At 59.7% G+C, this 22242-nt stretch carries 21 protein-coding genes and 1 pseudogene; 7 read left to right on the plus strand and 15 right to left on the minus strand.

The window, feature by feature from the left end; all coding sequences use genetic code 11:
• Nucleotides 1-98 precede the first annotated feature (98 nt).
• Together AC1DX3_RS02935 and AC1DX3_RS02940 are read right to left on the minus strand one after the other, a co-directional pair.
• Entirely contained in the window at nt 99-848 is a 750-nt protein-coding gene (locus AC1DX3_RS02935) for a tetratricopeptide repeat protein (RefSeq protein WP_476987733.1), read from the minus strand.
• A 109-nt stretch (nt 849-957) separates the two neighbouring features.
• The gene (locus AC1DX3_RS02940; RefSeq protein ID WP_476987734.1) at nt 958-2175 is read right to left on the minus strand and encodes an SGNH/GDSL hydrolase family protein; all 1218 of its coding nucleotides are present in this window, start codon (nt 2173-2175) and stop codon (nt 958-960) included.
• A gap of 268 nt (nt 2176-2443) precedes the next feature.
• On the opposite strand from AC1DX3_RS02940, the gene AC1DX3_RS02945 reads away from it, so the two are divergent.
• The gene (locus AC1DX3_RS02945) at nt 2444-2959 is read left to right on the plus strand and encodes a DUF4410 domain-containing protein (RefSeq protein ID WP_476987735.1); all 516 of its coding nucleotides are present in this window, start codon (nt 2444-2446) and stop codon (nt 2957-2959) included.
• Between the two features lie 191 nt (nt 2960-3150).
• Here the strand turns inward: AC1DX3_RS02945 and AC1DX3_RS02950 are convergent, their stop codons facing one another.
• Nucleotides 3151-3879 (minus strand): hypothetical protein, encoded by a 729-nt coding sequence (locus tag AC1DX3_RS02950; RefSeq protein WP_476987736.1) that lies wholly within the window; start codon nt 3877-3879, stop codon nt 3151-3153.
• Nucleotides 3880-3924: 45 nt separating this feature from the next.
• The gene (locus AC1DX3_RS02955) at nt 3925-4440 is read right to left on the minus strand and encodes a GNAT family N-acetyltransferase (protein WP_476987737.1); all 516 of its coding nucleotides are present in this window, start codon (nt 4438-4440) and stop codon (nt 3925-3927) included.
• A gap of 193 nt (nt 4441-4633) precedes the next feature.
• On the opposite strand from AC1DX3_RS02955, the pseudogene AC1DX3_RS02960 reads away from it, so the two are divergent.
• Nucleotides 4634-5008, plus strand: a pseudogene (locus AC1DX3_RS02960) (GNAT family N-acetyltransferase); the annotation flags it as partial.
• 19 nt (nt 5009-5027) lie between these two features.
• Nucleotides 5028-5288 (plus strand): hypothetical protein, encoded by a 261-nt coding sequence (locus AC1DX3_RS02965; RefSeq protein WP_476987738.1) that lies wholly within the window; start codon nt 5028-5030, stop codon nt 5286-5288.
• A gap of 464 nt (nt 5289-5752) precedes the next feature.
• On the opposite strand, the gene arsC is transcribed toward AC1DX3_RS02965, so the two are convergent.
• The 4 genes from arsC to AC1DX3_RS02985 all read right to left on the minus strand — a co-directional run bounded on the left by arsC (nt 5753) and on the right by AC1DX3_RS02985 (nt 8489).
• On the minus strand, nt 5753-6181 hold the full coding sequence (gene arsC / locus AC1DX3_RS02970; protein ID WP_476987739.1) for an arsenate reductase (glutaredoxin): 429 nt from the start codon (nt 6179-6181) through the stop codon (nt 5753-5755).
• Nucleotides 6178-6873: an aquaporin gene (locus AC1DX3_RS02975; RefSeq protein WP_476987740.1), complete on the minus strand. Its 696-nt coding sequence runs from the start codon at nt 6871-6873 to the stop codon at nt 6178-6180. Before AC1DX3_RS02975 ends, arsC begins: the two co-directional genes overlap by 4 nt.
• Nucleotides 6874-6884: 11 nt before the next feature.
• A complete protein-coding gene (locus AC1DX3_RS02980) occupies nt 6885-7217 on the minus strand; it encodes an ArsR/SmtB family transcription factor (protein ID WP_476987741.1) in 333 nt (110 codons plus the stop codon).
• Nucleotides 7218-7412: 195 nt separating this feature from the next.
• The gene (locus AC1DX3_RS02985) at nt 7413-8489 is read right to left on the minus strand and encodes a hypothetical protein (protein WP_476987742.1); all 1077 of its coding nucleotides are present in this window, start codon (nt 8487-8489) and stop codon (nt 7413-7415) included.
• Nucleotides 8490-8786: 297 nt separating this feature from the next.
• On the opposite strand from AC1DX3_RS02985, the gene uvrA reads away from it, so the two are divergent.
• Together uvrA and AC1DX3_RS02995 are read left to right on the plus strand one after the other, a co-directional pair.
• Nucleotides 8787-11678, plus strand: a complete 2892-nt coding sequence (uvrA, locus tag AC1DX3_RS02990) for an excinuclease ABC subunit UvrA (RefSeq protein ID WP_476987743.1) — start codon at nt 8787-8789, stop codon at nt 11676-11678.
• A 67-nt stretch (nt 11679-11745) separates the two neighbouring features.
• Nucleotides 11746-12543 carry a carbonic anhydrase gene (locus AC1DX3_RS02995; protein WP_476987744.1) on the plus strand — a complete coding sequence of 266 codons (798 nt, stop codon included), beginning with the start codon at nt 11746-11748 and terminating at the stop codon, nt 12541-12543.
• On the opposite strand, the gene AC1DX3_RS03000 is transcribed toward AC1DX3_RS02995, so the two are convergent.
• The 3 genes from AC1DX3_RS03000 to AC1DX3_RS03010 are packed head-to-tail and all read right to left on the minus strand — an operon-like array spanning nt 12540 to nt 15288.
• Nucleotides 12540-13451, minus strand: coding sequence for a hypothetical protein (locus AC1DX3_RS03000; RefSeq protein ID WP_476987745.1), 912 nt, complete (start codon nt 13449-13451; stop codon nt 12540-12542). The genes AC1DX3_RS02995 and AC1DX3_RS03000 overlap by 4 nt on opposite strands.
• A gap of 4 nt (nt 13452-13455) precedes the next feature.
• Nucleotides 13456-14409 carry a hypothetical protein gene (locus AC1DX3_RS03005; RefSeq protein ID WP_476987746.1) on the minus strand — a complete coding sequence of 318 codons (954 nt, stop codon included), beginning with the start codon at nt 14407-14409 and terminating at the stop codon, nt 13456-13458.
• Nucleotides 14410-14433: 24 nt separating this feature from the next.
• Nucleotides 14434-15288 (minus strand): hypothetical protein, encoded by an 855-nt coding sequence (locus tag AC1DX3_RS03010; RefSeq protein WP_476987747.1) that lies wholly within the window; start codon nt 15286-15288, stop codon nt 14434-14436.
• Between the two features lie 163 nt (nt 15289-15451).
• Between AC1DX3_RS03010 and trmFO the strand changes: the two genes are divergently transcribed.
• A complete protein-coding gene (trmFO, locus tag AC1DX3_RS03015; RefSeq protein ID WP_476987748.1) occupies nt 15452-16849 on the plus strand; it encodes a methylenetetrahydrofolate--tRNA-(uracil(54)-C(5))-methyltransferase (FADH(2)-oxidizing) TrmFO in 1398 nt (465 codons plus the stop codon).
• A gap of 31 nt (nt 16850-16880) precedes the next feature.
• Entirely contained in the window at nt 16881-17603 is a 723-nt protein-coding gene (locus AC1DX3_RS03020) for a DUF1353 domain-containing protein (RefSeq protein WP_476987749.1), read from the plus strand.
• 80 nt (nt 17604-17683) lie between these two features.
• On the opposite strand, the gene AC1DX3_RS03025 is transcribed toward AC1DX3_RS03020, so the two are convergent.
• The 4 genes from AC1DX3_RS03025 to yajC all read right to left on the minus strand — a co-directional run bounded on the left by AC1DX3_RS03025 (nt 17684) and on the right by yajC (nt 22111).
• Complete coding sequence (locus tag AC1DX3_RS03025; protein ID WP_476987750.1) at nt 17684-18355, minus strand: squalene/phytoene synthase family protein; 672 nt, start codon at nt 18353-18355, stop codon at nt 17684-17686.
• Between the two features lie 7 nt (nt 18356-18362).
• Nucleotides 18363-18983, minus strand: a complete 621-nt coding sequence (locus tag AC1DX3_RS03030; protein ID WP_476987751.1) for a hypothetical protein — start codon at nt 18981-18983, stop codon at nt 18363-18365.
• An 89-nt stretch (nt 18984-19072) separates the two neighbouring features.
• Nucleotides 19073-21700 (minus strand): protein translocase subunit SecD, encoded by a 2628-nt coding sequence (gene secD / locus AC1DX3_RS03035; protein ID WP_476987752.1) that lies wholly within the window; start codon nt 21698-21700, stop codon nt 19073-19075.
• A gap of 57 nt (nt 21701-21757) precedes the next feature.
• Entirely contained in the window at nt 21758-22111 is a 354-nt protein-coding gene (gene yajC, locus AC1DX3_RS03040) for a preprotein translocase subunit YajC (RefSeq protein WP_476987753.1), read from the minus strand.
• Nucleotides 22112-22242: the final 131 nt, after the last annotated feature.

A 22242-nucleotide genomic window follows, 5' to 3' on the forward strand; every position in this document is an offset into this window, starting at 1 on the left:
TCCCTGTCAATCCCCGTCGCCCCAAGGGCGATCTAGAATGGGACGCAGAGGTGATCGCCCGAACGTAAATTTGCCGCCGCCACCGTCCTCAACTCGGCTTAATAGGCTCCAAGTTTCTTGCCCCGTGCAAAGTCGGCATCAGCCTTCTCCTTGTCGCCCTTGCCCTGATAGGCGAAGGCCCGGACAACGAAGGCAGCGCCGTCGTTCGGGCTGAGGCGGATCGCCATGTCGATGTCGGCCAGCGCCTTGTCGAATTCTCCCATGCGCACATAGACAAAGCCACGATTACGCAGGGTTTGCGCGTCGTCCGGCCTAATGGCTATCGACTGGTTATAGTCGGCGATGGCAGCAGCGAAGTTGTCATGTTGAGCATGTATGCCGGCACGGCCGAAATAGGCAACGGCATCCTCCGGATCCAGCTGCAGGGCATGTTCGAAGTCTGCGGCCGCCAGATCAAGGTCGCCATGGTCGTTATAGGCCAGGCCGCGCACAGTGAAGACATGCGGCACACCGGGATTGAGTTTGATGGCCCGATTGGCGTCGTCGATAGCGTCCTTGAGATTCAGCATGGAAATATGAACGCCGCAACGAATGGTGAGCGTCACGGCATTGTCGCCATCCAGTGCAATCGCCTGATCCAGATCCTGCAAAGCCTGATCATTTTGGCCCAGCTTATAATAGAGGCTGCCGCGATTCGCTAAGGCATCCGCATTACCCGGATCAAGCCGAATAGCCTCGCTGAAATCCCGGATGGCGTCGTCGACGTCGTTCCGGCTCAGACGGTCACGGCCGCGACGCACTAGGTCTGCGGAAGACGGTTCCGCCGTAGCCAAGGACTCGCGGTTCATAGGGGACACCTCCGCCCCTGCCGGTAAACCGACGGCCGCAAAAAGAGTCGCCAGGACGACTCCTGGCCATATCAATACGCCCATGACGTCGCCCCCTCCCTGTTTTCCCCTATTTGAACCACACCAACGGCACAGCCTCCGCCATGGCCGCGTCACCGGCGGCACTCGGATGCAGGTGATCCCCCGAATCGTAATCCGGCCGCAGGAAACCCGGCCGCGCCGGATCGTCCAGAGCCTTGTCGAAATCGACATAGCCGTCGAACGCCTTGGTCGTCCGGATCCACGCATTGACCGCCTGGCGCTGGACCTCCTTGTCGTCAGTATAATAGCCCTTGAACACCGTATCCTTGAACGGAGTCATGGTGGCGATATAGATCCTGATATTGTGCTCATGGGCCCGCGCCGCCAACTGGCTCAACCCCGCCTCCATCTGCTCCGGCGGCGTCAGCTCGCTCAGCGGCGCATCGCCTCCGGCATGGCCGATATCGTTGATACCGATCAGTACGATCACCGCCTTGACATTGGGTTGCGCCAGGACGTCGCTGTCGAAGCGCGCCAAACCGCCAATGCCGAACGGAGCCCAGGTCCCGTGATGCAGCAGGCGGTTGCCGCTGATCCCGGCATTGGTGACGCTGAGCTTGATGCCCGCCTTGGCGAACCGGCCATAGAGATGATCCGGCCAGGTACGGTTGAGATCGTGCGCCGGCCCGGCGCCGTCGGTGATCGAATCGCCAAACGTCACCACCGTTCCCGCGGCCGTCCTGCCCGCCACCTCGACCTCGGTCAGCCACGGCACCCAATCGCTGTTGCCGGGCGCCGCGACCGGCGTAATCGTCTCGCTCAGCGTCGCATCGCCGGCAGCAAAATAGACGGCGTTGCGTTGCTGAATATGGACAGTCGAGATGGCAGCCGGCCCCTTGGCGTAGAGACTGACGACCAGGTCGCTTTGCGGCGCCACGGCAAACGCCACCGGATCGCTCAAGGCATAGGCGCCGGCCGGGATAATGATGCCGGCCTTGCCCCCAAACGTCACGGCGGCATTCGTCCCGGGCATGACATTGCCGCCATTCGCCCGGTCACCCACCCCCGCGCCGTCGATCTGCAAAGGCGCCTTGCCATAGGCATTGGACACCTTCAACCTGACCAACTTGCCGCCGGCCGTGGTGTGCACGACCTGCCGCACGGTCCCGTCCTGCAACATGGCCGGCGCATCGGCGACCGGTTCCGGCGGCGCGAACCAGGTCGGCACCCAGGTCGCTTTATCTGTGGCGAAAGCGGGCGTCGCCATCATCAGGGCGGCAACGGTGACAAGTAAAATCCGGCGCATGACAATCCTCTCGGTGTTTTGCCGCAGCCTAGCGATTTCCACGCGCCCGGGATAGCCCTTTTGCCTTTCGCACGCTGCGGTGTTATGGCTGGAGTCGGGGCTGAGGCATCCGGGGGGATTTCATGACACGTGGCCGTATGACGGCACCACTTAATCCGGCTTTGGCATGCGCGCCAAAGCCCGTTATCGCGTGGCTGCAACAACCGGTTCCGGAGTTCACCCCGACCGCAACCTAAGTCAACACAATAACCGCAAAGTAGAAACGTTCATGAAGTTTGTAAAATTCGCCGCCGCGTCGGCCCTGATCCTGATGCTCGCCGGCTGCGCCGATACCATCCATAAGCCGGTTGCCCTGACCGCCCTGTCCGCCGATCGCTTGGCGACCATTCACATTTCGAAGGTCACTGCCGACGCAGAAAAGGGTCTCAAGGTAACCCAGGACGACCTGAATCCCGTCTGCGCCAAGGTTCGCAGCTATATCATTCAGGGCAGCCCCGGCGTCTTCGTCGACGGCGCGAGCGGCGACGCCCTGGTGCTGAAGATGCACTTCACGCGTTTTGACCACGGCAGCGCGATTGCACGCTTTATTCTGATCGGCCTCGGTCAAATCCATATCGACGCCGACGTGACGCTTGAACAGCCCGATGGCACAGTCGTCGCGAAGTACAAGGTCAAGAAGACCTTTGCCTGGGGCGGCATGATCGGCGGCACCACCAGCTTCGAAGACGTCGAAGAAGGCTTTGCCAAGTCCGTCGCCGAAGTCGTCAAGACCCCGGCCGCCTAAGGTGTGATGATTTAGATTCAGTAGCCACAAATGTCCCCTCGCCCCGTTTCTTTACGGGGAGAGGGTGACAGGCTTTAGCCTGTCGGGTGAGGGGCCGCCGACGAAAACAAGATTTACCGTGCTGGTCTTATGATTTCGATTGAATCTGAAGACGTCTCGCTATGACGTATCTACCGCACGCCCAGTTGACCTCATTGCGTGAGGAAGGCCCACAATCGGGAGCGGATTGCATCTTTCGAAATGCGCTCACTCCGACTGTCATCTCGGCCCCGAATCCAGGAAAAATCAATTCCCTTGGAAAACAATATCTCGACGACATCACCACGATAGTTGATGACTTCAATGAAGCCGTCGCTGACTCCGACCAGATCGTCCACCTCTCCCAGAACCTGATCGAATCGCGAAAAAACGTAACCGTCGCGGGTGCCGCCCTTTGTTTTCCCATTGTCGAACCGCAGGGCGATTTTCGGCGTCAGTTCACGATCCCAACGAGACGTCGCGACAATGTTCCTGCGCAACCTGACAAACTCTTCCGGTGTCTCGGTGCCCGAAAACTCCGAATTGAAGATCGGGATACAAAGTGTCGTCATGTCTCGATCCGAATCGAGCCTGCCCTTTAGTTCGGCGTGGTATTGAAAAGGCACAAAAAGTACGTGCGAAAAGCCGTAAGAGTTTTGCGCAAGCTCAACCTTCGTTAAACTGGACACACCTTTGCAAGCGTTCGCCGTCAACACAAGGCCGGCAAAATCGTCATCGATCCTGTTTTCCGAAACGACAAACGGATGATAACCCGGCGGATCGCAGATCATGAAATAGGTATAGTAGGTCGTTTCCGGCAGTTCGTCCGCGCACCTCACGAAACCGTCGCCGATCTCGTCGACCGGATAAAAATTATCCCTCAATTTCGAAATCGTGATCATCTCGTCCTCAAACTCGACAATGTCCTGCCTTCAAGTGCGCACATCCTACCCCAACGCCTTCCTCAGCACCTTAAGCTCCAGTGGTGGCACCACAACAATGGGAAACGGCCGCATCTCCCCCGTCGCCACGTAGCCGCGCCGCTCATAATAGGCGATCAGCTCCGGACGCCGGCTGACAACCGTCATCTCCATCGCCACGGCCCCGAACCGCACCCCCGCCTGCTGCTCGGCAAATGCGATCATCTGCTTGCCAAGCCCCGAAGCCTGCAAGCCGGGATCGACCGCCAGCAGCCCAAGATAGGCCAGGCCATCGCCCTTGCTCGATACCTGCACGCAGCCGATGATCCGGCCGCCCTGCTCAGCGACGAAGATCTCTTCCTCGGCGCTCTCGATAAGCCCCTGCAAGGTCGCCGGATCGGTGCGCGGCCCTTCGATCATATCGGCTTCGTGGGTCCACCCGGCGCGCGCCGTCTCGCCGCGATAGGCGCTTTCGACCAGGGCGTGGAGACGCGCGATATCCGCGACCGTTGCTGAGCGTTTGATGATATATTCAGGTGTCATGCTCCGCCTCTAACGGCTGACAACACCCCTGTAAACCGCCGGCTCTTGAACAAATGCGGAAAAAGCCGGATACGGACAAGCTGGCAGGGCATAGGGCTCGTCATATCGGGGAAGAACGCCATGACAATGCAAACCGGTCTTCTCGACACCGCTGCATCGGATGCCGGCCTGATCGCCGCGCTGCAAAGCGAAAACCTGCCGACATCGGACTGGGGCGCAGAACCAGACCTTTTGGCGTCTGGAACGCAGCGGCGTCGTTCATGGCTATGTCGGAATCGAAGCCTACGGCCGCTACGGCCTGCTGCGATCTCTGGTGGTATGCCCGCCATGGCGCGGCCATGGCGTCGGCGCGGACCTGGTGTGGGCCGCCACCATCAAGGCGAAAGAACTCGGCATCGACGAACTCTGGATCCTGACCAACACGGCCAAAAACTTCTTCACCCACCTGGCCTGGCAGGTACGCGATCGCGCTAATGCGCCGCAAGCGATTGCAGCCTCGGAGGAATTCGCCAGCCTGTGTCCGGCAAGCGCGACATGCATGTCGTTCAGTGGCCATTCCCTCAGATAGACATGGCGAGGGCACAGTCATGTCAACCATATTGATAAATTTGGGTGCGGAGCATGACGAAACACTTTTGATCGCGCTCAATAAAGCACTGAAGACATTGAAAGCCAAACGCGTCGGCGACGGGTTTGGAATTGGAGGTTCTCAGGAAATCAACAATGGCGTGTTCGCGCTATTTGGAGAAACAATTACGATAGAAAGCGAGACCTATGTAGGCATCACCGTAAACGGCAGTGAGCGAGTGCTTAAATTTCTGTGTGAGGCGGTTGATTTGTTTAGGTAATATCTAAAAAAGCAAATGGCGTTGTACGTTTCTCTGCGGGTCATCATCGGCTATTTAAACGTCGCTTCCAGCGTGAAATAACCTGTCGGCTCCAACAACACCGGCCAAAGCCTGACGGACAGGACTCGTCAAGCCGCCTCGATAACGACTCCAGGCGGCAAGACGCCCTCCGCTAAATGGGTGGAAACGGGTGGACCGGCGACAACAGCGGGCGATAACGACCCAGCAGTGACCGCCCATGCCTCGCTAAATGGGTGGAAATGGGTGAACCGGCGGCAATAGCGGGCGATAAAAACCCGGCCGTGACCGTCCGCGCCTCCCCATGTCCCGTAAAATCCACGATTTCTAGCCGAATCGAACGCCCTTAACGGCGTCCGAAGGGGCCAGGAAGGTCTGCGAACCGCCAGATAAGTGGGTCTTAAGGCTGGTTTCCCCTGTCATAAGCGAGCGGTTACAGTCTGGATCTAAGGCGCGACAGCCCGCCTGCCCTCGGCGTCGATCATCACCTGACCGTCCTCCTTGAGAAATGGTCCGGCCGGCCATGTCTCGAGCACATCCAGAACCAATTCGCTCGGACGGCACAGCTTGGTTCCCTTCGGGGTCACGACGAACGGACGGTTGACCAGAACCGGTTCCTCGAGCATGGCGGCCAGCAACTGATCATCACTAACTCCCGCTTCCAGCAGGCCCAGCTCTTTGGCCGGCGACTTGGTTTCGCGCAAGGCCTCCCGTGGCGTTAAACCGGCATCGGCAAACAGTTTCAACAATTGATCCCGTGTCCACCCAGTCTTCATATACTCGACAACAACCGGCGTAAAACCTGCGGCTTCGATGACCGCCAAAACATTGCGCGACGTGCCGCATTCGGGATTATGGTAGATGGTAACGGTCATAATTCGGCACTCGGGTTGATGGCTTTGGCGGTCTTATCTTCCGTCAGCAGCCAGGTAAAGACGGTAACACCGGCCACAGCACCGGCGCATTGCGCCGCGATAAACATCGGCACCGACGAAGGCGCTATCCCTGCAAACGTATCGGACAGGCTGCGCGCCAGGGTCACGGCCGGATTGGCGAACGAAGTCGAGGCGGTGAACCAATAGGCCGAGGTGATATAAAGCCCGACAGCGATCGGCGTAAACTCAGGTCTAAAGCGGATACAGCCGAAGATCGTCGCCATCAGGCCGAACGTCGCCACGCCCTCCGAAAACGCCAGGGACGGGCCGTCAAGCAGCTTGGCCGACACCTGGAAGATCGCCTGGCCGAACATCTCGTGCGCGGCCCAGACCCCGGCCACCGCGCCGGCGACCTGAGCAGCGACATAGCCCAGGGCGAGCCAGACCCCGATATCGCGGCGGGCGGCGAAGGCTAGGGTGACCACCGGATTGAAATGTGCCCCCGAAATCGGACCGAATATAGTGATCAGCACGACTAGGCCGGCGCCCGTGGCAAGCGTATTACCCAGTAAGGCGATGGCCGTATTACCGCCCGCCAGGGTCTCGCCCATGATGCCCGAGCCGATGACAATGGCCAGCAGGAGAGCCGTACCGAGACCTTCGGCGAACAATTTACGTGCGGTCGAAAACATCTGGCCCTACTTCAACAACAACATGCGATATTATCGATAACCGGCTGACAAAGCTCTGCACGCCCGCCGCAGCAGTCCTTCATCAGGAACTGCAGCAGGCCCTTCATCCCGTCCATGTCAGCGAAATAACGCACCGCCCGCCCTTCCCGCACATGTCGGATCAGACCCGCATGGGTCAGTACCGACAAATTGGCCGACATGGTATTCTGCCTGACACCCAGGGCTTCACCGATATCGCCGGCTAACATACCGTCCGGTCCGGTCCTGACCAGCAGACGAAAGGCGTCGAGCCGCGTCTCCTGGCTAAGCGCCGCGAAGGCCTCAAGGGACTGTTTCTTTTCCATACATCATGATTACATGATATATGGATATCCTGCAATCCGAATATCGTCACCGCCCATGGACGACGGCAATATAATGCCACATACGCGGTAATTTCGCACTTACATGGCCACTCATTCGCGGCGGGAAAAATTGAAATAATTCAATGATCGCATCCGCGAATGAGTACCTTGTCTACTCATTCGCGCCACGATGCGCTATTGCGGGCCGGTGTCCGCAGTTTTGCCGCCGCCGGCCATGACGCGCTGGTCCTTGGCGCCGGTATAGCTCCCGGGCTTGGGCAAGTCGTCGTCACGATCGCTGGTCGTCGGTACATGATTGACGCGTTTCCAATAATCGCTGTTCCCGGCCGCCTGGGTATAGCGCGCATTGGCGTCCTTCTTCGCCACTGCTTTCTGGAAGTCGGCATCGGGCTTCAATCCCGTCGGCTTCATGCCCGTCAGGGACGCCATATTGCAGTTGGCCGGAATCGGCTTGCCGGCCGTCTGCTGCGCCACGCAATAGTCGTGGTTCTGCATGGCCTGGGTCAACTGCCCGCGGCCGTTCAGCCCAACGCCGTTGGCGCCGCCCGGCAGGCCTTGCGCCTGCATGGCCCCCAGCCGCCCGCCCGGCGTTCCCGGCGCCTGGGCCGAAGGTTTAGGCGCCAGTCCGGACGACGGCACCGCCTGCAAGGCCGGTACATCGACCGCCTGGACTTCGTGCAGATTGAGATTGTTGACGTTCGACACCGCGTCTTCCGCCTTCTTTTTCAGGACGACAGGCGCCTCTTTCTTGACCTTGATATTGGGCACGGGCGCCGGCGCCGGAACCGGCACGGGTTGCGGCGGCGCGACGGGAGCCACGACCGGCACAGGCTTGTCCTGGGGTACGACAACGGCCGGCGCGGGCGTCGGCTGGATGACCGGTTGCGGTGCCGCTGCCTGGGGTGACGGCGCCGGTTCGGCCTGCTGTTGCTGGGGTTGCGGCTGTACCTCGGTTTCCGGCTTCGGCACGGGCTGCTCGATCGGCACGACCGGCGGCTCGGGTGGTGGTGGCGTCCACAGTTCGATCGGTATCGGCAGATCCTCCTCGACCATCTCGCGGACATTCCATTGATCGGAACGGGTATTGATCAGCATCCACAAAAAGCCAAGGTGCAGCAGGAGGACGATCACCACCGCGCCGGCCAGCCGCGCCCGTTTGTCCGTCGAGCGGGTCAACCGGTAACTGGCGTGCTCCATGGCGAGATTCATCTCGTCAAGGGCAACATACATCCGGTTGCGGTTGGTCGCCATAATACCCAGTCCTCAGTCGTTACGCCCCCGCGAAATCCTGATCCACAAACCCCTCACCACAGAATCTGGACGCTACTGTGTCCGCTTTGCCCACCCTTGTCAAAACAGTCTTGTCAAAACAGTCATATCAAAACAGTCCTGCTGACAAAACCTGGCCTTGAGCGCGCTACCGTCAAAAACCGATACCTATTGCGCTGCAAAATGATTAATGTTGCCAAAATGTTCTTGCGCGGGACTGGCAAATCGAGGCAAAGCGTCTATATAATCCCCTTTGCTATGTTTAAGGAAATGGCGCGTATGGCGAAGCACTTCGATCAGGATTTCATCAAGGTCCGCGGCGCCCGCGAACATAACCTGAAAGGCGTCGACGTCGATATCCCGCGCGGCCAACTGGTCGTCCTGACGGGGCTATCCGGCTCCGGCAAATCCTCGCTCGCCTTCGACACCATCTATGCCGAAGGCCAACGCCGTTACGTCGAATCCCTGTCGGCCTATGCCCGGCAATTCCTCGAACTGATGTCCAAGCCCGATGTCGACCTGATCGAAGGCCTGTCACCGGCTATTTCCATCGAACAAAAGACGACCTCGAAAAACCCTCGTTCGACCGTCGGCACGGTCACCGAAATCCACGACTATATGCGCCTGTTGTGGGCACGCGTCGGCGTCCCCTACTCGCCCGCCACCGGCCTGCCCATCGAATCCCAGACCATTTCGCAAATGGTCGACAAGATCATGGCCCTGCCCGAAGGCACCCGCCTGCTCTTGCTAGCGCCCTTCGTGCGCGGCCGCAAGGGCGAGTACCGCAAGGAAATCGCCGACCTGCAACGCCAGGGCTTCCAGCGCCTCAAGGTCAACGGCGAATACTATGCCATTGAAGACGCCCCGAAACTCGACAAGAAGTTCAAGCACGATATCGATGTCGTCATCGACCGCGTCGTCGTCAAAACGGGCCTGATGGCGCGCCTCGCCGACTCGCTCGAAACCGCCCTGCGCCTGGCCGACGGCCTTGCCATCGCCGAATTTGCCGATATCCCCGAGGGCGAGACTGAACCCAAACGCATCATCTTTTCGGAAAAATTCGCCTGTCCGGTCTCAGGCTTCACCATTGCTGAGATCGAACCGCGCCTCTTTTCCTTCAACAATCCCTTCGGCGCCTGCCCGGCCTGCGATGGCCTGGGCGTCAAACTGACCTTCGACCGCGACATCATCGTCCCCGATCCGAAACTGTCGCTCAAGGCCGGCGCTATCGCCCCGTGGTCGAAAGGCCCTTCGCCGCTCTACGCCCAGACCCTGCAAAGCCTGAGCCTTCATTACGGTTTCTCGATGGATGCCAAGTGGAGTGCCCTGACCGAGGACGTGCAAAACGTTATCCTGCAGGGCTCCGGCGCCCAGAAGATCAAGTTCACCTATGAAGACGGTTCGCGCCGCTACGACGTCACCAAGGTCTTCGAAGGCGTCATCCCGAACATGGAACGGCGCTGGCGCGAAACCGACTCGTCGTGGGTGCGCGAAGACCTGGCGCGTTATCAATCGGAAACGCCGTGCGAGGCCTGCAACGGTGCCCGCCTGAAGCCCGAGGCCTTGGCGGTCAAGATCGACGCCATGAACATCTCGGAGATTTCCGGCCTGTCGATCCGCAAGGCGCATCAATGGTTCACCGACGTCGAAGATCGCCTGACGCCGAAGCAGATGGACATCGCCCGTCGTATCCTCAAGGAAATCAAGGACCGCCTGCGCTTCCTCAACGATGTCGGCCTCGACTATCTCAACATGTCGCGCAATTCCGGCACCCTGTCAGGCGGCGAATCCCAGCGTATCCGCCTGGCCTCGCAAATCGGTTCCGGCCTGACCGGCGTCCTCTATGTCCTCGATGAGCCCTCCATCGGCCTGCACCAGCGCGACAACGACCGCTTGCTGATCAGCCTGAAAGGCCTGCGCGACCTCGGCAATAGCGTGCTGGTCGTCGAGCACGACGAAGACGCCATCCTCCAGGCCGACTATGTCATCGACATGGGCCCGGCCGCCGGCATCCATGGCGGCGAGATCATCGCGCAAGGCACCCCCGCCGACATCAAGGCCGAGCCCCGCTCGCTGACCGGACAATACCTCACGGGCAAGCGTGAAATCCCGGTGCCGCGCGACCGCCGCCCGATCGACAAGAAGAAGATGTTGAAGGTCATCGGCGCCCGCGGCAACAACCTGAAAAACGTCACCGGCGAAATCCCGGTCGGTGTCATGACCTGCATCACCGGCGTCTCCGGCGGCGGCAAGTCGACTTTCACCTTGGAGACCCTGTACAAGGCGGCCGCCCGCCGGCTCAACAACGCCTCGGCCCATCCGGCGGCGCACGACAAGATCGAGGGCCTGGAATTCTTTGACAAGATCGTCGAGATCGACCAGTCCCCTATCGGCCGCACGCCGCGTTCCAACCCCGCCACCTATACCGGCGCCTTCGGTCCCATCCGCGACTGGTATGCCGGCCTGCCCGAAGCCAAGGCGCGCGGCTACGGCCCGGGCCGCTTCTCATTCAACGTCAAGGGCGGGCGCTGCGAAGCCTGTTCCGGCGACGGCTTGATCAAGATCGAGATGCACTTCTTGCCCGACGTCTACGTCACCTGCGATGTCTGCAAGGGCAAGCGTTACAACCGCGAAACCCTCGACATCTCCTTCAAGGGCTATTCGATTGCCGACGTGCTCGACATGACCGTCGAAGAAGGCGCCGACATTTTCAAGGCGGTGCCGACGATCCGCGACAAGCTGGAAACCCTGAAGCGCGTCGGCCTCGGCTATATCAAGATCGGCCAGCAGGCGACCACCCTGTCGGGCGGCGAGGCCCAAAGAGTCAAGCTCAGCAAGGAATTGTCGAAGCGCGCCACCGGCAAGACCTTGTATATCCTCGACGAACCGACGACCGGCCTGCATTTCGAAGATACCCGCAAACTGTTGGAAGTGCTCCACGAACTGACCGACAACGGCAATACGACCATCGTTATCGAGCACAATCTCGACGTCATCAAGACGGCCGACTGGATTCTCGACTTCGGTCCGGAAGGCGGCGACGGCGGCGGCGAAATCGTCGCCAAGGGCACCCCGGAACAGGTCGCTGCCAATGCCAATTCCTGGACCGGCCGCTATCTCAAGGACATGCTGGCTAAACACCGCCAACGTCATCTCGAACCGGCTGAATAGACCCATTTTCGCTTACGGGGCGACTCGCGCTTAATCTCCGTTAACCATTTTTCGCCATGGTAACGGCATGAAAAGCCTGAGTCGCCTCCCCTTTGCCGTCGCCATGAGCCTGTTGGCCCTGGTTGCCTGCTCGCCGAAAAAGCAGGCGCACCATGAGGCCGATACGCCGTCTGGCCCACCGGTCAGCAAATGGACCTATGATGGCGCCACTGGCCCCGAACATTGGGCGCAGCTTGGCGGAGACGCAGGCGTTTGCGGCACCGGCCAGCGCCAGTCGCCAGTCGACATACCGGGCAACCCCAAACCCCAGCACGGCAAGGTCGTGCTCAACTACAATTCCGTCATGGCGACCATCCAGAATACCGGCAAAACCGTTCGCGTCGTGCCCCAGGACGGCGGCGATATCGAGGTCGACGGCAGTCCTTACGCCTTGAAATATATCGAGTTCCACAGCCCGAGCGAAAACAGCATCAACGGCCACCGCTCGACGCTCGAAGCCCAGTTCTTCCATGAGGACGCCAAGGGCAACAAGCTGGTCACCTCGGTCATGTACGACGTCGGCGTCGCCGATCCCATGCTGGGATCGCTCTGGACCTACTTGCCGTCCGATCCCGGCCAGCCCCTGCCCCTGTCCGACCTGCTGATCAACGCCCAGGATCTGCAGCCGGGCATCGAGGACTTTTACGTCTATTCAGGTTCTCTCACCACGCCGCCATGCACCGAAGGCGTCACCTGGATGGTCTATTCGGCCCCGATGAGCATTAGCGCCGAACAGGCCGATGCCTTCGAGCGCCTGATCGGACCCAATGCCCGCCCGCTCCAGCAGGTCCAGGGGCGCGACTTCATCCACCTGTCGGGCAGCTAAAAAATCCCATCGATCTGAAGCTGGTCGGTCTTGCCGGTCAGCCGGCTATAGGCCGCCACCGGCGCGCCATAGAGGATGGCTGAGATCAGCGGCGATACGATGAAGTGCGTCAGGATCAGGTTCAGCGTATTGGCCGGCGTCAGAAACGCCGTCAGATTGGCCAGATCCGGTGGGGTGATATCGCCGAACAGCAAGGTCAATATGGCCTCCGTCACCTGGGCACACAGGATTTCGACCACGATCGCCAAAACAAAAGCGGTGACGATACCAAAAGCCAATTGGCGAAAATGGCCCCGCGTCAGGCTGAAACTGCCGAAGACATCCAGCCGCCCCGTCGCAAAGCTCTGCGCCACATTGAGCGACAGGCGGACCCGTAGCCAGAAAACAAGACCGGCAGCCGCCATGACCGCCAAGGCGGCAAAGGCCGCCGTGGCCCCGGGCACCGCCCTGAACAGGGCCGCCGGTATGCTGGCAATGACAAAACAGGCAAAGATAATAACGATACTGAAGGCGGTCATGAGGAGATTGACCATGGCCAACCGGACTTCGCTCACCCCGAAATGCAGGAAACCGAGGTGCGCATCGTCCTCCCCCATAACGGCGCGGCAGACGGCGGCGGCAATCACGCCGGCCGTCACGGCTGAGATAACCAGGAAGACCCCAATCCCAGGCATTGCCGATTGCAGAAGCATGGCCAGCAATTCGGGCTGCATCTGAGCATCGGCGATCGACTTGCCCAGGCTTTGCAAGGATGGCCCAGCCAGGGCGACCGCCAACAGGATGGCGACACCATTGCCGAACAGGGTCACCGTCCCCCAAAATGCAATCAGGCGCGGGTTTTGCCGGATCAGGCGAAAACCCTCGAGGCAGAAATTAAGCGGCAAGGCTGTGCTTTGAGCGTCCGACATCCGTTCAGAAGACGTTTTCGGCTTTGGCCTGCAAGCTCCGGCCGGTAAAGCCACGATAGGCCGAAGCCGGCGCACCGGCCATGAGCGCGATCAACAGCGGCGACAGGAAGAAGGCAGAGCTCAGGGTGTAACCGATCATCAATGGATTGCTGTACATGGCGGCGTAGGACGGCTTGCCGCCCATGCCCATCATCTTGCCGAACAGACCAAGCCCGTCCATGCCCAGCACGGCCGTGACGCCAGCGAAGATCGCCCAGAACAGGGCCATGACCAGGCAGCACATGACAAAGGTCACAAGATAACCGGCAAACAGGATCCAGAAGCGGTTTTTGGTGAACTGCCAGGAACCAAACAGGTCGATCTTCTTGGTGGTGAAGCTATGGACCGTATAGAACGACATGCGCACGCCGAACCAGATCAGCGGACACAAAACCAACACCATCACCAGAAGCACCACAATGGCAACGGCGGCTGGCGAGCTTCCGGCACCACCGGTTACAACCGCAGCCAATATCCCGCCCACGATCGAAGCCGCGATGATCGCCACAATATAGAAGACGGCAAAGAGAATAAAGAACAGTAGCATCACGATGATCTGGCGCAATTCGTCGCCGCCGACGCGAAGATAACCAAGTCCGCTGTCCTTGCTGTCGAAGACCGCGCGATACACAGCGCAATTCATGACGGCATAATAGAGCAGGCTTCCAACTATCATCAGGCCGTAACCCGGAAGGAGCTTGCCCATCAGCCCCAGTTGCGCCGTCGCCTCCGCCGTCGTGGTGGCGGTGCCCGGGCTCGCCGTCATCATTTGATCGAGCGTCGGCCCCATCATGGCGACCATCACCCATTGCATGAGGCCGCTGAGCGCCAGGCTAACCAAGCCCCAGAACAGGACCAGGATCGGTTTCTGTCGAATGACGCGAAAGCCTTCGAAGGCGAAATCGATATTCTGATCCATGAGCTTTCCCTGCCATATATCGGCCTATCTTGCCCTGTTCGCTGTGATTTGCCTATAGGCGGAAGAGAAAAAGCCGACCAGCAAGGGCAGGAGCAACATGACATTCAACAACAGCATCACGAGATGAATGCCAAGGCGGACCTGATGTGTGCCCCAGACTAGCGGCAGGAGATGGGACTGACCGACCTGGGGTCCGAACAGGTGCAGGATAACAAACCCAACCGCTGCAAAAGGTAGCAGCAGAACCACCACGCCGATAAACAGCTTGCCGACCTGGCCGGAACTGAGGCCCAGCGCGTTCAACGTGACGATACGGTGTTCGGCGACCGTGGCGGCGTGGACCAGGGTGACTTTCAGCGCGACAAAGACGAACAGCCATACGGCGGCGACGATTGAAGCGATGACGACCCAATCGGCGACGCTTTGATGACGGCATACCATGGCCACCACGGCTTCTCGGCTATTGGCATAACCTGCCGCCAGTCCCGAAGTCTCAAAGGCGACGGCGAAGACGATAAAGGCGGCGATGACGATGACCAGGAAGAAGGCGGCGACCACGATATTGGCGACGAACAGGCGCAGTTCCGCCACACCGACCTGGATACCGCCGAAACCCAGGCCCTCGTCGCGCGCCTTGGATCCGAACAAGGCCAGCCGGTACAGGGCGCCTAGCGCGATCAGCTTGACGATATAAATGGCAATCAGCACGACCAGACCGATCGGTCTGTGAGGATGGAAATGCATGGCGAGATGATGACCGCCCAGGGTCACCACCAGGATCAGAATGAGCGCCAGCCAGGCACCGCCGATGGCCCGCGGCACAAACGCCGCTGCCGCCGCCAGGGCCTTCGTTACCGAAAAAGCCGACTTCGTACTCATAGCACCCCGCTCATTGCATCCGGCCGCAGCCTAACACGTAAATCCACACTAGCCGTGCGGCATTTCAGCCCACGGCGATTTGAGACTCAAATTCATTCCCTTTAAAAGCTTATTTCGCAAAGCCCTTCACATTTTCATGCTGCACTTGCTATAGAGCCACACCATGACAACACAAATACAAAAACCGGTACATGTTATCGGCGGCGGTCTGGCCGGCTCCGAGGCTTGCTGGCAACTGGTTCAAGCCGGCATTCCGGTCGTCCTGCACGAAATGCGCGGTGTCAAGCCGACCAATGCCCACCATACCGACGGCCTGGCCGAGCTGGTATGCTCGAACTCGTTCCGCTCGGACGACTGGCAATTCAATGCCGTCGGCCTCCTGCACGAAGAAATGCGCCGTTCCGGGTCGATCATCCTCGCCTGTGCCGACAAGCACCAGGTGCCCGCCGGCGGCGCCCTCGCCGTCGATCGCGACGGCTTCAGCCAGGCCGTAACCGACACCCTGACCAATCATCCCTTGATGACGATCGTCCGCGAAGAGGTCACCACCCTGGCCGACAAGGACTGGGACAATGTCGTCGTCGCCACCGGCCCCCTGACCTCGGAATCCCTGTCGCAGTTCGTCCTCGATGTCTCCGGCGAAGGCCAGCTCAGCTTCTTCGACGCCATCGCGCCGATTATCCATGCCGAAAGCATCGACATGTCGAAGGCCTGGAAGCAGTCGCGCTACGACAAGGAAGGCCCGGGCGGCGACGCCGCGGCCTATATCAACTGCCCGATGGACAAGGCGCAATACGAGGCCTTTATCGACGCCCTGCTGAACGGCCCCAAAGCCGAGTTCAAGGATTGGGAACACGTACCCTATTTTGACGGCTGCCTGCCGATCGAGGTCATGGCCGAGCGCGGCCGCGAGACCCTGCGTTACGGTCCGATGAAGCCGGTCGGCCTGACCAACCCGCACAATCCGACCGTCAAGGCGCACGCCATTATCCAACTCCGTCAGGACAATGCGCTCGGCACCCTGTTCAATATGGTCGGCTTTCAAACGAAGCTGAAGCATGGCGCTCAGGCCGATGTCTTCCGCATGATCCCGGGTTTGGAAAACGCCCAATTCGCCCGCCTCGGCGGCCTGCATCGCAACACCTTCATCCAGTCGCCCAAGATCCTCGACCGGCAATTGCGCCTGAAATCCTTTCCGGTTGCGCGTTTCGCCGGCCAGATCACCGGCGTCGAAGGCTATGTCGAAAGCGCCGCGATCGGCATGCTCGCCGGGCGTTTCGCCGCCGCCCAGGCCCAGGGCCGCGAGCTAGAAGCCCCGCCGGCAACCACGGCGCTCGGCGCCTTGATCGACCATATCACCATCGGCCATCTCGAAGGCGGCGCCTTCCAGCCGATGAATATCAATTATGGCCTGCTGCCGCCGATGGATGCACCTAAGGCCGATGAAAACGGCCAGAAGATTCCGTTGAAGGAACGCGGCCGCGCCAAGAAGCGATTGATGTCGATCCGCGCCTTGCACGATTTGGAGGCCTGGCTAAATAAGGCCCAAATCTCTGTGTAATCAGCCAAACTCCTTATCCAGGTTACCCACTTTGCGTCTGAAGTCCCTTGCTCTGATTGCCCTGCTGGCCCTCACCGGCTGCGTCACCGAAACCCAAAAGGTTTTCGTCCCCGTCGACATGCCGCCAACGATCAAGCCGAGCTCGTTGACGCCTTTGCCGATCATGCTGTTCAACCAGACCAAGCAGGGCCGCAAGCTGTTCACCCTCGATGCCGAATTCCCCTATTGCGACGCGGCGACCGGTTGGGTCATCGTTGTACCGAAATGGTATGTCACCGACTTCGCCAGCGTCCCGTGGTACGGTCAGGGCATGGTCGACCCGCAAGGGCCGACCGCGCGCGCCGCCATTGTCCATGACTGGCTCTATACCATCGGCGAGCCCGGCAAACGCGACATCGCCGACGCCATCTTCTACCGCGCCATGGTCAAGTTCGGCGTCCAGGACTTACAGGCGCGCACAGCCTACACCGCCGTCCATATCGGCGGCCAGGCTGGCTATGGCCTGTCAGGCGACTGGTCGTTCGTCGATCCGACACGCCAGGACGTCAAACAACCGGCCCCCTTCCCCAAGCCGAAGAGCGGTGTCATCCGCATCATGCCGGGCTGCAAGGGCTTCAACGAGTTGATCGCGTCGGGCTGGCGCGCCTATCCGGAACCGTTGATCAAGATCGCCGTACCACCCCCGGTCATCGAAAAGAAGGGCCCTGGCACCTGGATCAGTGGCTATAATCCGTTCGGTAAAAAGAAAAAGTAACTCCATGAAGACCTTGTGTCTTCATGGCAAGGGCGACCGCCCGCCGCCGCCAAAGCGGCGAGCCTCGCGGCGCTTGAGCGCTAAGAAATTCTTCCGGTCATAAACGACCAGAAGAGTTTGCTGCGCTTGGCTAACGGACCGAGCGGTCTGTTGCGCCACAGGGCCTGAGCCAGGCTTGCTGGCAAGGCCAGAGGCATCAGCTGCATCGGCAGGAGTTTGACGGCTTTTCGGGCTTCACGTAACAGATGGGTCAACTCGGCCTCGCCGGCGTCGCTCAGGCCGCGTTGCGCCTTGATCCGCGCCAGGCCATAAAACCGAACAACATCCGTCAGATCGCCGTCCGTTGCCAGTATCTCGGCCGCCAATCGCGCCACAATCCCCTCACCGCGGTCGACGACGCTTAAGGCGTTTTTGATCGTCATCGGCCCCTTGTCGAGCAAGGGCATCTGACCTTCGATCAGATCGTAAAACGCTTTTGGATCAAGACCACGAGTCTCGATCAGTGTTTGCAGGGCTTCGGTCAGCGGATGATAACGCGGCGTGCGTCCGGCTTCGATCTCTTCGATGGCCTCGTACCACCAACGCAGACGTATCTCTCCCATCAGCGGATCGCTGACCCGTTCAGGGATATCGCGCAAGGTTTCGAGGAAGGCATATAAGGCCAAAACCCCGGCGCGTTTGTCCGCGTCGGGGATAAAGGCGCAGCTTAGGAGGACGTCCTCGTTTTTGGGCAGTAGTTCTGAGGACGTCATAAAAGCCTTAGCCAAACACGGTTTGATACATGGTCATCGCCACCAGCATCGGCAGGGACAGCATGACATTGACGCGGCTGAAGATCATGGCCTTCTTGGCGGCGGCAGCCTTTTCTTCCGGTGTGCCGTCCTTGATGCCGAGCGCAATCTTCTGGGCCGGCCAGATAAAGCCCCAGACATTGAACATCATGATGATGCCAAGCCACATGCCGGTGCCGATCAGGGTAAAGCCGACATCGGCCGACGAATAACCGCCCACCAGGCCCAGGCTCAGGGCTTCCATGAAGTAGTCGCTACCGCGATGATAGGCCAAAAACAGACCGAGAACGACGGTCGCCAGCGCCGCCCAGCGGAACCAGAACAGCGCTTCCGGTGCGATATGTTTGGTGACGGCCGGCTTCTGTTCCGCCGGCACATTCGGCATGACACGGATCTGGACGAAATTGAAATAGTAGAGCAGCCCGATCCACATGATGCCACAGGCCACGTGTGCCCAACGCAACACCCCGATACCGAACGCGGCATGGAAGCCATCCGGCCCATGCAGTCCGAAACCGACAATCATCACGACGGCCAGCAGCAAGCTGACGATCACGACGTTACGCAAATTCCCAAAGAAACCAGCCATAGCGCACCCCTGCGTGTTTTAAGTCCTGAGTCGCACCTTAGGCCACATCGGCGCCGGATGCAAAACACGCCCGGCGCCAAGGTTTTTGGTCAGGGAAGCGTCTTTTGCTTCTTGGTCCCCTTGAATCCCCCCATATCGACGATTTCGGCGTCGGCTGAGTTGCGGTTGACGCCCCACAGCAGGATGACCGGCGACGCGACATAGATCGAGCTATAGGTACCGATGATGATGCCGAAGATCATGGCGACGGAGAAACTGAACAGGGCCGGACCGCCCAGGATCGCCAGGCCCGACAGCGCCATGACGGCGGTAAAGCCGGTAATGATGGTCCGCGACAGGGTCTCGTTGATCGACAGATTGATCAGCTCAGCCAAAGGCATCTTCTTGTACTTGCGCAGGTTTTCACGCAACCGGTCGAAGACGACGACCGTATCGTTCATCGAATAGCCGACAATGGTCAGGATGGCCGCGACCGCCCTCAAATCGAAATCGAGGTAGTCGCGGAAGATGGCGAACAGGCCGATCACCAGGATGACGTCGTGGAACAGGGCGAAGACGGCCCCCAGACCGAACTGCCATTCGAAGCGGAACCAGACATAGATCATCATCAGGCCGATGGCGATAAACAGGGCCAGGATGCCGCCGGTGAACAGTTCACCCGATACTTTCGCCCCAACGACTTCGGTATTGGAGAAGGTCGCGTTGGTGAATACCGTCTTCAAGGTCGCCTTGACGGTTTCGACCTTTCCGACCGGGTCGATCGCTGGCGATGCGAAACGCATAATGGCGTCCGTGCCGTTACCAACGCCCTGGACCTGAACGTCCTTCAGCCCCTGATCGTTGAGCGTGGCGCGCAGCTTGGCCAAATCGATCTGGGTGGGCGCCGTATTGATTTCAAGCGATGTACCGCCCTTGAAATCGACGCCGCAATTCAACCCGCCGCACGGGGCACGCAACGGATGGATACCGGTGCTGTCGATCGCGGTCGAGGCCATGAACAACGACGTACAAACGGCGATGACCGACAAAATAGCGGCATAGCGCGCAAACGCCACGAACTTGATCTTGGTGTTCTTCGGCAGAACCTTGATCAGCGGCCACGACTTCGGCGCCGACATATCGGAAATCGGCAGCACCTTGGGACGGCGGATCTTGTACCAGAACGAAACCAGGACCTGAGTGACCATGACGGCCGAGAAGACAGAGGTCAGGGTGCCTAGCGCCAGGGTAACGGCGAAGCCTTTGACCGGACCGGCACCGAACATGTACATGATCAGCGCGGCGACCAGGGTGGTGATATTGGCATCGAGAATGGTTTCGATGGCCTTGTTAAACCCGGCGTCCAGAGAAGCGATCAGCGACCGTCCGGAATGGACTTCGTCGCGCATCCGTTCGTAGATCAGAACATTGGCGTCGACGGCCATGGCCAGGGTCAGGATCAAGCCGGCGATACCCGGCAGGGTCAGGGTCGATTGCATCAGGCTCATGCCACCGATCAGCAGGACAAGGTTGACGATCAAAGCGACAACGGAAATACCGCCGAAGAGGGAGCCGTAGGCCAGCAACATGAAGACGACGACGGCGCAGAAGGCGATCAGGGTCGCCATTTCGCCCTTGGCCACGGCGTCGGCGCCCAGGTCGGCCGTCACGGTACGTTGTTGTTCGAACTTCAAGTTGGCCGGCAAAGCGCCGGCGTTCAACACGGTTACCAGTTCAGAAGCGGCCTGGGCCGTAAAGCTGCCGGTAATCTGACCGTGGCCGCCGGGAATGGGACCGTCGATACGTGGCGCAGATACGACCTGGCCATCCAGGATGATCGCAAATTGCTTGCCGATATTTTCGCCAGTGGCTTTGGCGAACCTCTTGGCGCCGTCGCCGTCGAAGCTGAAATCGATCGCCGGGCGCTGGTTCTGGTCGACGCCGACATTGGCCTTGGTCAGGTTGTTGCCGGAGACCAGTATCTGCTTGCGCACGACCAGAAGGCTGCCCGGGCGTTCCTGATAAGGTAGCGCTTCAGCGCCTGGTGGAATTCGGCCAGCGGCCAGATCGGAGGGCGAAACCGTGGAATCCACCATCTGGAAAGTCAATTTGGCGGTCCGGCCAATCAGGCGTTTCAACTGCTCCGGGTCGCTTTCGCCCGGCGCCTCGATGACGATACGGTTGGCGCCCTGGCGGGTGATCGATGGTTCCTTGGTGCCGCTGGTGTCGATGCGCTTGCGGATAATTTCAATCGACGTATCGACCGCCCGCGCCATCGACTCCTTGATGCCTTGTTCCGAAAGCTTCAGAACGAGGGTCTGATCCGGGCCACGCGCCACAGTCACGTCCTGGACGCCGGGGCTGTTCACCAACCCTACCGACAGCTTGTTAAGGGCAGTCTGAGCGGCGGATAGCGCCGATGGGTCGTTTATGCGCACCGATACCGTGCCGGCATTACCGCTAAGAGCCGAAAACAGGATGCTGTCCTGGTTCAACTCCTGACGCACGGACTCCGTCAGATTGGATGTCTTTTCCTTCAACAAAGATTCCGTATCCACTTCCACCAACAGGTAGGAACCGCCTTGCAGGTCAAGGCCGAGGTTCAAGCCCTTGCTCGGGGCAAAACCCTGGATCTGGCTCTTGAAATCGGCGGGCAGGAAGTTGGGCAGCGAGAAGATAATGCCCAGGAGAGCGGCGATAATCACCAGCCCTACCTTCCAGCGGGATAAGTTCATCATGGTCGTGGTGCTCGGTTATGCAGTAAAAATGAAAAAAGCGGCCTGGGCTATAAGCCCTTAAGCCGCTTTGGAATCGTTGGCCGGGGCCGGTTCGCCCTTGACACGCACTTCGTTAATCATGGTCTTGACGACGCGAACATTCACGCCGGTGGCGATTTCGATCATCACTTCGGCGTCTTCKACGCGGGTGATCTTGCCAATGAGGCCCGACGACAGCACGACTGTGTCGTTACGCTTCATATTGGCCAGCATCGCCTTGTGCTGCTTGGCGCGCTGCTGCTGCGGACGGATCATGAAGAAATACATGATGGCGATAAAGCCGATCAGCATCGGCAGCATCTGGAGCAACCCATCGGTGGGGTTGCCTGTGGCGGCGCCGGCGGCTTGAGCAAAGGCGGGGGTTGCGAACACGTAGGTCTCCTGAGGTCGTAGGGAATTCGCCATGATTTACATCATGGTCAAAATTTTGTTCGCCATACATAGGCACAACATAAAAAAGGTCAATGAAGATTCTTGTAGCTCAAGCGCCGCTAGGCTCGCCG

It is taken from the genome of Asticcacaulis sp. P2_B1, assembly GCF_056404915.1.

Coding starts and splice junctions, on each gene's coding strand:
- AC1DX3_RS03030 (WP_476987751.1), bottom strand. CDS start 18,983: ATGGCTGGTTTCTTTGGGAATTTGCGTAACGTCGTGATCGTCAGCTTG.
- AC1DX3_RS03005 (WP_476987746.1), bottom strand. CDS start 14,409: ATGGATCAGAATATCGATTTCGCCTTCGAAGGCTTTCGCGTCATTCGA.
- AC1DX3_RS03010 (WP_476987747.1), bottom strand. CDS start 15,288: ATGAGTACGAAGTCGGCTTTTTCGGTAACGAAGGCCCTGGCGGCGGCA.
- AC1DX3_RS02955 (WP_476987737.1), bottom strand. CDS start 4,440: ATGACACCTGAATATATCATCAAACGCTCAGCAACGGTCGCGGATATC.
- AC1DX3_RS03025 (WP_476987750.1), bottom strand. CDS start 18,355: ATGACGTCCTCAGAACTACTGCCCAAAAACGAGGACGTCCTCCTAAGC.
- AC1DX3_RS03000 (WP_476987745.1), bottom strand. CDS start 13,451: ATGTCGGACGCTCAAAGCACAGCCTTGCCGCTTAATTTCTGCCTCGAG.
- uvrA (WP_476987743.1), top strand. CDS start 8,787: ATGGCGAAGCACTTCGATCAGGATTTCATCAAGGTCCGCGGCGCCCGC.
- AC1DX3_RS02945 (WP_476987735.1), top strand. CDS start 2,444: ATGAAGTTTGTAAAATTCGCCGCCGCGTCGGCCCTGATCCTGATGCTC.
- AC1DX3_RS02985 (WP_476987742.1), bottom strand. CDS start 8,489: ATGGCGACCAACCGCAACCGGATGTATGTTGCCCTTGACGAGATGAAT.
- AC1DX3_RS02965 (WP_476987738.1), top strand. CDS start 5,028: ATGTCAACCATATTGATAAATTTGGGTGCGGAGCATGACGAAACACTT.
- AC1DX3_RS02975 (WP_476987740.1), bottom strand. CDS start 6,873: ATGTTTTCGACCGCACGTAAATTGTTCGCCGAAGGTCTCGGTACGGCT.
- arsC (WP_476987739.1), bottom strand. CDS start 6,181: ATGACCGTTACCATCTACCATAATCCCGAATGCGGCACGTCGCGCAAT.
- AC1DX3_RS02995 (WP_476987744.1), top strand. CDS start 11,746: ATGAAAAGCCTGAGTCGCCTCCCCTTTGCCGTCGCCATGAGCCTGTTG.
- AC1DX3_RS02940 (WP_476987734.1), bottom strand. CDS start 2,175: ATGCGCCGGATTTTACTTGTCACCGTTGCCGCCCTGATGATGGCGACG.
- AC1DX3_RS02950 (WP_476987736.1), bottom strand. CDS start 3,879: ATGATCACGATTTCGAAATTGAGGGATAATTTTTATCCGGTCGACGAG.
- AC1DX3_RS02980 (WP_476987741.1), bottom strand. CDS start 7,217: ATGGAAAAGAAACAGTCCCTTGAGGCCTTCGCGGCGCTTAGCCAGGAG.
- trmFO (WP_476987748.1), top strand. CDS start 15,452: ATGACAACACAAATACAAAAACCGGTACATGTTATCGGCGGCGGTCTG.
- AC1DX3_RS02935 (WP_476987733.1), bottom strand. CDS start 848: ATGAACCGCGAGTCCTTGGCTACGGCGGAACCGTCTTCCGCAGACCTA.
- secD (WP_476987752.1), bottom strand. CDS start 21,700: ATGATGAACTTATCCCGCTGGAAGGTAGGGCTGGTGATTATCGCCGCT.